Source organism: Rhizobium sp. SEMIA 4085 (genome assembly GCF_013004495.1).
Classification (GTDB): domain Bacteria; phylum Pseudomonadota; class Alphaproteobacteria; order Rhizobiales; family Rhizobiaceae; genus Rhizobium; species Rhizobium gallicum.
The window spans coordinates 1-8808 of record NZ_JABEPH010000258.1; the positions used below are offsets into that span (position 1 = coordinate 1).

6 protein-coding genes and 1 pseudogene are annotated in these 8808 nt (G+C 59.5%); 6 read left to right on the forward strand and 1 reads right to left on the reverse strand.

The genetic code is table 11. From position 1 onward, the window contains the following. Nucleotides 1–18 precede the first annotated feature (18 nt). Entirely contained in the window at nucleotides 19–1470 is a 1452-nt protein-coding gene (gene gndA / locus C9413_RS22325; RefSeq protein WP_170250924.1) for an NADP-dependent phosphogluconate dehydrogenase, read from the forward strand. Between the two features lie 173 nt (nucleotides 1471–1643). Here gndA and C9413_RS22330 read toward each other — a convergent pair whose 3' ends face one another. Beyond that, nucleotides 1644–2684 carry a LacI family transcriptional regulator gene (locus C9413_RS22330; RefSeq protein ID WP_039845145.1) on the reverse strand — a complete coding sequence of 347 codons (1041 nt, stop codon included), beginning with the start codon at nucleotides 2682–2684 and terminating at the stop codon, nucleotides 1644–1646. Nucleotides 2685–3140: 456 nt separating this feature from the next. Here C9413_RS22330 and C9413_RS22335 point away from each other — a divergent pair, with 456 nt between their 5' ends. From C9413_RS22335 to C9413_RS22355, 5 genes and pseudogenes are all read left to right on the forward strand, one after another. Further along, nucleotides 3141–4379, forward strand: a complete 1239-nt coding sequence (locus C9413_RS22335; protein ID WP_039845144.1) for an ABC transporter substrate-binding protein — start codon at nucleotides 3141–3143, stop codon at nucleotides 4377–4379. 97 nt (nucleotides 4380–4476) lie between these two features. Next, nucleotides 4477–5367 (forward strand): sugar ABC transporter permease, encoded by an 891-nt coding sequence (locus tag C9413_RS22340; protein WP_039845143.1) that lies wholly within the window; start codon nucleotides 4477–4479, stop codon nucleotides 5365–5367. A gap of 12 nt (nucleotides 5368–5379) precedes the next feature. Continuing rightward, nucleotides 5380–6297, forward strand: a complete 918-nt coding sequence (locus C9413_RS22345; RefSeq protein WP_039845142.1) for a carbohydrate ABC transporter permease — start codon at nucleotides 5380–5382, stop codon at nucleotides 6295–6297. Nucleotides 6298–6299: 2 nt separating this feature from the next. Further along, nucleotides 6300–7385, forward strand: a complete 1086-nt coding sequence (locus tag C9413_RS22350; protein WP_039845141.1) for an ABC transporter ATP-binding protein — start codon at nucleotides 6300–6302, stop codon at nucleotides 7383–7385. 231 nt (nucleotides 7386–7616) lie between these two features. Continuing rightward, a pseudogene (locus C9413_RS22355) lies at nucleotides 7617–8808 on the forward strand (glycoside hydrolase family 2 protein); the annotation flags it as partial.

The following is an 8808-nucleotide window of genomic DNA, read 5'->3' on the forward strand; positions in this document are numbered from 1 at the left end:
CCACAACACCGGTCCAAAATGACTCATCGGAGGTGTATCGTGGAAAAGGCAGAAATCGGGCTGATCGGCCTTGCCGTCATGGGTTCCAACCTGGCACTCAACATTGCGGAAAAAGGCAACAAGATTGCAGTCTTCAACCGCACTCCCGAAAAGACGGACGAATTCTACGAAAGCGCCGGTGATCTCAAGAAGCAGATCGTCCCCTGCAAGACCATCGAGGAATTCGTCGAGGCTATCCGCCCGCCGCGTCCGATCATCATCATGATCAAAGCGGGCGCGGCCGTCGACCAGCAGATGGAAGCGCTGCGGCCGCACCTTTCCAAAGGCGACATCATGATCGATGCCGGCAACGCCAATTTCCGTGACACGATCGCCCGTTTCGACCGCCTCAAGGATACCGACCTGACCTTCATCGGCATGGGGGTATCCGGCGGAGAAGAAGGCGCCCGCCACGGCCCGTCGATCATGGTCGGCGGTACCGAAGACTCCTGGAAGCGTGTCGAGAAGGTTCTGACCTCGATTGCCGCCAAGTATAACGGCGATCCCTGCGTCGCCTGGCTCGGCAACGATGGTGCCGGTCACTTCGTCAAGACGATCCACAATGGCATCGAATACGCCGATATGCAGATGATCGCCGAAATCTACGGCATCCTGCGCGACGGCCTCGGCAAGAGCGCCGGCGAAATCAGCAAGATCTTCGGCGAATGGAACAAGGGCCGCCTGAATTCCTACCTCATCGAAATCTCCGAAAGGGTGCTGGCCGCGACCGATCCCGTGTCCGGGGGCCCGATGGTTGACATGATCCTCGACAAGGCCGGCCAGAAGGGCACCGGCAAGTGGTCGGCGATCGAAGCTCAGAACATGGGCATTCCGGCGACGGCTATCGAAGCTGCCGTTGCCGCCCGCAGCATCTCCTCGATGAAGGATCAGCGCGAAGCCGCCGAGAGGATTTTCGGAAAGCCGAAATACGATTTCCCGATTCCCTACGGTCAGGACCTCGACAAGGATCTGGAACTGGCGTTGTTTGCCGCCAAGATCGGCGCCTATGCGCAGGGCTTTGCCGTGATGGCGGAGGCTTCCCGCGAGTTCAACTGGTCGCTGCCGATGCCGGTGATCGCCAAGATCTGGCGGGCCGGCTGCATCATCCGCTCGCAGTTCCTGGACGAAATCACCAGCGCTTTCACCAAGGCGCCGGATGCGGCAAACCTTATCGTCACGCCGGCCTTCTCCGAAATGGTCAAGGAATCGATCCCGTCGCTTCGCCGCGTCGTTGCGGCAGCACTTGCCGCCGGCCTGCCGGTTCCGGCACTCACCTCGGCGCTCACCTATTTCGACGCATACCGCCAGGGCCGCGGCACCGCGAACCTCATCCAGGCCCAGCGCGACTTCTTCGGCGCTCACGGCTTCGACCGCCTCGACGGCAAGGATTTCCACCATGGCCCATGGGGCAGCGGCGCTTCGACGTTCTGAGGTATCAATCGAACAAGGAAAAGCCCGGTTTCGATCGGGCTTGTTTTATTTTGAAGATACCGAAGCAGGATCATGGAGCCTCGCGCTGGCTTGTCCGCTTCCCGTTGTCTCTTCCGTGCCGAACTGCGGCGAAGCAGGATAATTCGGCGCCTGCGCACCAGGAAACGTGACCCCTATCTGCGATCGTCCGGCCAGACCGGCTTGCTGATGCTCTGCAGCAGTTCCGGCTCAATGCCATCGATGCGGGCGATGACCGCCTTGGCGAGTTCGCGGCCGGCGTGGCGAACGTCTTCATTGGCGGTGATGATCTCCGGCCTGATCCAGTTCAGGATCGGCGCGGACTGCTTGGAAACCATGTCGATATCGTAGCCGACGCGCTTACTTGTCGCCTCGATGCCGGCGTTGACGGCAATAGCGGCACTTCCGGCCGAACAGACGATGCCGTCGGGCGCGTTCGGCATGCGCATCATCGCTTCGACCGCGGCCTTGACCTCCTCCAGCGGCGTATCGGTGTTGACGCGCAGGGGGACTTCCTCGGCGCCATAGTCGTGAAGGCCGGTCTGGAAGCCGATCCTCGTATGGGCATAGTAAGTGAGCTTGCTTGCCGGCTGGAGCAGAGCGATACGCCTGCGCCCGCGCTCGACGAGCCTCTTCACCGCCTCGTGCGCGAAGGATTCGTTGTCGAAATCGTGATAGGGGTGGACCAGTCCCGCATCTGTCCGGCCATGCGTCGCGAAGGGCATGTTCTGCTCAGCGAGCAGCCGCACGCGCGGATCGTCGGGCTCGATACGGGAAATAATGACGCCGTCGGCAGAGCCGGTGTCCAGGATGTAGCGCACCGGCAGCATCGGGTCTTTGCTGTGCGAGTGCGGTGTCACGACGATGTGGTACGGCGTGCCGGTCAGCACCTCGGAAATGCCGAAGACCATCTGGCTCGAGAAACCCATGATCTCTTCGTCGATGGAAAGAACGAGTGCGATGACATTGGTCTTGCCGGTCCTGAGGCGTACGCCGGCGCGGTTCGGCTGGTAGCCGAGCTGGCGGGCGACCATACGCACGCGCTCCTTGGTCTCCGCGCCGATATCCGGTGCGTCCTTGAGTGCGCGCGAAACCGTGGTAATGCCCAGGCCCGTCATGAAGGCGATCGTCTTCAGCGTCGGCCGTTCGCGCTGGATAGCCGCTGCCGCTCCCCCGGAATTTCCCTTGTTTTCCATCCCTTTATGTCACCCTCGCGCGATTCCGATCCGCTTTTAGAATGTTTTCGCAAAGCCGTAAGCACATTCCCCGCTGAACAACACTCGTCACTTGAGCCGTTAAATCTGTAACGATACAGTGGAAATGTCGAGCACTTTTTATGATGTTCGCACCAGCACTAGACGCTTAGGTTGAATTCCGGTTTCAAGGTCGGATCTTTTGCACGTGCGAAGGCGATTTCTTCAGACGATATGCGCCATAATAGAAATTAATATTTAATATCAATACCTTGTTTCGTTCGTCATCATGCAAGCTTGAATGCCCAGTCTAGCGCCATATGTCGCGGAGTTGTGAAGGAACAACAGGCATGGGTAGCAATGGCGCGTTTCGCTTAAAATCTTGACAGCGGGCTGTTGCGCCAAAATGTCGATTGCACTAAGTTTTTCCGGCAACGTTTCAGTGAGGGAGGAGAACTCATGAATTTTCGTTCGATGGCGGCTGTGCTTGCCGCTTCCGTCGTGCTGCCGCTTGGCGCGGCCAACGCGACCGATCTCGAAGTCACCCATTGGTGGACATCCGGCGGTGAAGCTGCCGCCGTCAAGGTCCTTGCCGACAGCTTCAACGCGAGTGGCAACAACAAGTGGGTCGATGGCGCAATTGCCGGTTCCGGCACCACCGCCAACCCAATCATCATTAGCCGAATTCTCGGCGGCAACCCCATGGGCGCTACCCAGATGAACACCGGCCGCGACGCCGAGGAACTCATCAAGGCAGGCCTCATGACGGATCTGACGCCACTTGCCGAGGAGGAGCATTGGAAGGACGTCATCCGTCCGGCCAAGCTGCTCGACGCCTGCGTCTATGAAGGCAAGATCTATTGCGTGCCGATCAACATCCACTCCTGGCAGTGGATGTGGCTCAACCGCCACGTCTTCGAAGACAACGGCATGGCTGTTCCAAAAAACTGGGACGAGCTCGCAGCCGACGCGCCGAAGCTGAAGGAGAAGGGCATCACGCCGCTCGCCACCGGCGCCCCGTGGCAGGTCGAAGGCATCCGCAACGTCATGCAGGCCGGCATCGGCGGCAAAGACCTCTACTTGCAGATCAACGACAAGAAGAGCGAAGAGGCCGTTCGCAGCGATCAGAACAAGAAGGTCTGGACCGCATTCGCCCAGGCCCGCGATATGGTCGATCCGGCTTATTCCGGCCGCGACTGGAACGTTGCCACCAACATGGTGATCGAGGGCAAGGCGGCCGCTCAGATCATGGGCGATTGGGCTCAAGGTGAATTCGGCGTCGCGAAGAAGGTTGCCGGCACCGACTACGATTGCCTGCCCGGTCTCGGCTTCAATGCGCAGCTCGATACGGGCGGCGACGCGTTCTATTTCCCGAAGAACAGCAATCCGGAAATCACCAAGGCGCAGCTTGAACTCGCCAAGATGCTTCTCTCCAAGGAAGTCCAGGTCAAATTCAATCTGGTCAAGGGTTCGCTGCCGGTTCGCGGCGACGTCGATCTCGAAGCCGCGAACGCCTGCATGAAGAAGGGCATCGAAATCCTGTCGGACCTCAACAATGTTCTGCCTTCGACCGAGCAGATGCTCGATTCCGATACGCAGGGCCAGCTGCAGGATCTCGCGCTCGAATTCTTCAGCTCCAAGATGTCTGTGGACGATGCAATCGATCGTCAGGCCGACATCATCTCGCAGGCCCAGTAAGGCCACAGACGCTCTCATAACTTGAGACGGTTTTATGGGGCGCGAGCGGACAGCTTTCCAGTCTGGTCGCGCCCCTGACCGCCAACAGGAGGTATTGATGGCTCATGCCGGCCGGCCGTTTGGCCTTTTGCGCAACCTCAATGCGAAGGTCGCAGCAATCCCTATGATGCTGACCGTCATCGTGATTTTCATCGGTTGCACGCTTTGGACCGTTTTCTACTCGTTCACGTCGTCGCGGCTACTGCCGACGAGCGATTTCGTGGGCTTTGACCAGTACAGCCGCCTCTTCGGCAATTCGCGCTGGAACCAGTCGCTTCTCAATCTTGCCACCTACGGCGTCTGCGTGCTGACATTCGTCTTCATCATCGGCTTCCTGCTGGCTGTTCTCATCGATCAGAAGATCAGGTTCGAGAACACATTCCGCACGATCTTTCTCTACCCGTTCGCCCTGTCGTTCATTGTGACGGGGCTCGTCTGGCAGTGGATTCTCGATCCCGGCCTCGGCCTGCCGAAGGTTTTGAACGATCTTGGCCTTCCGGGGGGTAGCCTCGCGCTGCTCGGCGACAAGAATACCGTTATCTATGCGCTCGTCATCGCCGGCCTGTGGCAGGGGACGGGGCTGGTCATGGTGCTGATGCTTGCCGGTCTGCGCGGCATCGATTCCGAAATCTGGAAGGCGGCGCGCGTCGACGGCATTCCGGCGTGGCGCACATACCTGTTCATCATCATTCCAATGATGCGCGGCGTCTTCGTCACCACACTGGTGATCGTCGCTTCCGGCATCGTACGCGTCTACGACCTCGTCGTCGCAATGACGCAGGGCGGACCCGGCTTCGCATCGGAAGTGCCCGCCAAATACGTCTATTCGTTCATGTTCGAGCGCGCCAATCTCGGGCAGGGCCTTGCGGCTTCGACCGTGATGCTCGTCACCGTCTTCATCATCCTGGTTCCGTGGGCTCTCGCCGAGTTCCGCCAGAAGCGATCCTGAGGGAGCACGATCATGGCCATGGCCACCACCACCAACAGCATCGCCAGCGTCGTCGAGCCGGCAGGCGCAAGGCCGCGTCGCATGTTCGCGCCGTCGACCATCATCCTCTACAGCATCCTGACAGTCGCCGCGCTTTATTATCTCCTGCCGCTCTATGTGATGGTCGTGACCTCCCTCAAGGACATGACAGAAATCCGCATGGGCAACATCTTCGCGCCGCCGGTGCAGATCACCTTCGAACCCTGGGTCAAGGCATGGAGCCAGGCCTGTACAGGCCTTGATTGCTCCGGCATCAGCGTCGGCTTCTGGAAGTCGGTCAAGATTACCATTCCGAGCGTCATTATTTCCGTGGCGATCGCCTCGGTGAATGGCTACGGCCTGTCCTACTGGCGCTTCAAGGGTTCGGAAGTCTTCTTTACGATCCTGCTTTTCGGCGCTTTCATCCCCTATCAGGTGATGCTCTATCCGCTGGTCATCATCATGCGCGAACTCGGCATCTTCTCGACGATCTGGGCGGTCGTCCTGGTGCACACGATCTTCGGCATGCCGATCAACACGCTGCTCTTCCGAAATTATTTCGCATCACTGCCTCCCGAACTCTTCAAGGCTGCGCGTGTGGATGGGGCAGGGTTCTGGCAGGTGTTCTTCCGCATCATGCTGCCGATGTCGCTGCCGATCTTCGTCGTGTCGATGATCATCCAGATCACCGGTATCTGGAACGACTTCCTGTTCGGCGTGATCTTTGCCGGCAACCAGAATTTCCCGATGACGGTGCAGCTCAACAACATCGTCAACGCCGTCCAGGGCGTGAAGGAATACAACGTCAACATGGCCGCAACGCTGCTCACTGGCGCGGTGCCGCTTATCGTCTACTTCGTGTCCGGACGTCTCTTCGTCCGCGGTATCGCCGCTGGCGCAGTGAAAGGTTGATCATGAACACAAGCGTTTCCATCAAAGATCTGTCGCTGAATTTCGGCGCCGTCAGCGTCCTCAAGGACCTGAACCTCGACATTAACGACGGCGAATTCCTGGTCCTGCTCGGCTCGTCCGGCTGCGGCAAGTCCACGCTGCTCAACTGCATCGCCGGGCTGCTTGATGCATCCGCGGGACAGATCTTCATCAAGGGCAAGAACGTCACCTGGGAGGAGCCCAAGGACCGCGGCATCGGCATGGTGTTCCAGTCTTATGCGCTCTATCCGCAGATGAGTGTCGAGAAGAACCTGTCCTTCGGACTTCGCGTTGCAAAGGTGCCGCAGGCCGAGATCGACAAGCGCGTGGCGCGCGCCTCCGAAATCCTGCAGATCCAGCCGCTTTTGAAGCGCAAGCCCGCCGAACTGTCCGGCGGCCAGCGCCAGCGCGTGGCGATTGGCCGCGCACTGGTGCGTGATGTCGATGTGTTCCTGTTCGACGAGCCGCTGTCCAACCTCGATGCCAAGCTGCGTTCGGAGCTGCGCGTCGAGATCAAGCGCCTGCACCAGTCGCTGAAAAACACGATGATCTACGTCACCCACGACCAGATCGAGGCGCTGACGCTGGCTGACCGCATCGCGATCATGAAAAGCGGCATCATTCAGCAGCTCGACGATCCGACGACCATCTACAACAGGCCGCGCAATCTTTTTGTCGCAGGCTTCATCGGCTCGCCGTCAATGAACTTCCTGCACGGCGAACTGACCAAGAACAGCGAAAAGACGGTATTCAGATCAAACGGCGTCAGCTTCTCGCTCGACGGCTATGATACGGCTCAACCGCTGCAACCTGGCCGCAAGGTGGTGCTCGGCGTGCGTCCGGAGCACATCAAGGTCGACGAAAATCTCGGCCCCGAAATGCATGATGCGACCGTCGACATCGAGGAGCCGATGGGCGCCGACAACCTCCTCTGGCTGAAGCACGCCGGTCACACGATGTCGGTGCGCATCAACGGCGCGCGCCGCTTCAAGGTGGGAACACCGGTGAAGCTCAGCTTCGACATGTCGCTGGCATCGCTCTTCGATGCTGAGACGGAGGAGAGAATTTAGGAGGCGGCGCGTGTGCGGTGGGCGAGGGCGGTAACCAGCCCCTCATTCCCCTTTCTGGCACCTTCTTCCCGCAGCCTGGGAGAAGCAGGTATGCCGCAACGCCTTCCCCGATCGCAATATTGCGTTCGGCAAGTTCCCTCTCCCCGCAGGCGGGAAGAGGGCTGGTGAGGGGCGCTCACGTGCTCCTGTGCGAGCGAAGACATCCCTCGTTTCAATGTTCGAGATCAGATAATGACTACGTCCAATACTTCGTCCATCGATCTTTCCGGTTCCTGGCATCTCGCCTCCGCGGAAGGCGAAGTCACCACATCGATCACCCTTCCGGGCGACGTCCATACGGCGCTTCACGCGGCAGAACTCATTCCTGATCCCTATTTCGGCCGCAACGAAGAGCAGGTGCAGTGGGTCGCGCATCGGGATTGGGTGCTCGAGCGAAGCTTCCAGCTCGATGATGCCGAAGGCGACTGGTATCTCGACCTCGATTACATCGACACCGTTGCCTCGGTCTTTATCAATGGCTTCGTCGTGCTCGCGGTCGACAATTGCTTTCGCCGCTACCGGCCGGACGTTTCGAGCATGTTGAAGGCAGGCGAAAACACGATCCGCGTCGTGCTGCATTCGAGCATTGCCGCCGGCGCAGAGCGGCAGGGTAGGCAGCCTTTCTACGTACCCTATCACCCGGGCAACTCGCCGATCGCCAACGGCAATATGCTGCGCAAGCCGCAATGCCATTTCGGCTGGGACTGGAACATCGCGATCGCGCCGCTCGGGCTTTATGGCACGATCGCACTGAAGAAGCTCGAGACGGCGCGCATCGAACACGTCACGACGCGCCAGACGCACAGCCTCGACGGCAGCGTCGAACTGCAGGTCACTGCAACGCTCTTCGCGAAGGATCCCGGCATCGTGCCGTTGCATTTCGCGCTCGACGGCGAGCGTGTCCGACTCGATGTCGGTGTCAATGCCGGCGAGACGGTGGTCAATCATATTTTCTATGTCGAGAAACCGCGCCTCTGGTGGCCTTCCGGCAGCGGCGAGCAGCCGCTTTATGCGCTGACCGTCGATCTGCCGTCAGATGTGGTGACGAAGCAGATTGGCCTTCGCACCGTCGAACTCATCACGACGCCGGATGCGGCCGGCAGCCGCTTCGCTTTCAAGGTCAACGGCCGCGAGATCTTTTGCCGAGGTGCGAACTGGATTCCGGCGGATGCGCTGTTTTCGCTGTCGTCGGCGGAGAAGACGGAAGACCTGCTGCAGTCGGCAAAAGCCGCGAATATGAACATGATCCGCGTCTGGGGTGGCGGCTTTTACGAGCACGACTGGTTCTATGACCTGTGCGACCGGCTCGGCCTCATGGTCTGGCAGGATTTCATGTTTGCCTGCAACCTCTATCCCTCGACAGAAGACTTCCTCGAGAATGTCG